The sequence below is a fragment of the Stenotrophomonas sp. INTA L402-1 genome, from assembly GCF_059295135.1.
The window spans coordinates 1-571 of sequence record NZ_JCAFWP010000193.1; the positions used below are offsets into that span (position 1 = coordinate 1).

1 protein-coding gene is annotated in these 571 nt (G+C 62.3%); it reads left to right on the forward strand.

Annotated elements, in window-relative coordinates:
- Positions 1 to 571 (forward strand): transposase (locus AC5O77_RS22285; protein WP_494507234.1); only part of this gene is annotated, 571 nt, incomplete at both ends.

The window sequence follows — 571 nt, forward strand, 5'->3', positions numbered from 1 at the left end:
CTGCTGTTGAGCCTGGCCGGAAACGGTACTGAGCGGCACTGGCTTACGCCCTCGCGGAGCAATCTGGTGGCCGAAGAAGTGGAGCGCTACAACGCGCATGATCGGCTGCTGGAAATGCGCGTTTCTCCACAGGCGCGGAAGAAGAATCCCGCACTGCCCACGCACTGGCGGGTGCGTGAAGTGAGCTACGAGCATCAGGGCAGGATCAAGACGGTGCTGACGTCGCTACCGGCAGGGACCTACAGCACAAAAGCCGTAGCCGCGCTCTATCAGGAGCGCTGGGAAATCGAGCTGGGTTTCCGCGATCTCAAAAGCTCGATGCAGCGAAATGCAGTGACCCTGCGCAGCAAGACCGTCGAGCTGGTGTATCAGGAAGTATGGGGGCTGCTGCTGGCGTACAACATCATCCGCCGCGAGGCGAGCCAAGCGGCGGTTGCCTACGGCCGCGCACCCTCGGAGATACGTTTCAAACCTGCCTGCCACTACATCGCCGCGCAGCTGATCGTGATGGCGGCGGCACAACCCGCTTCGGCTACCGGAAGGCGTTTATCCCAGCTGCGATCCGGCGTCG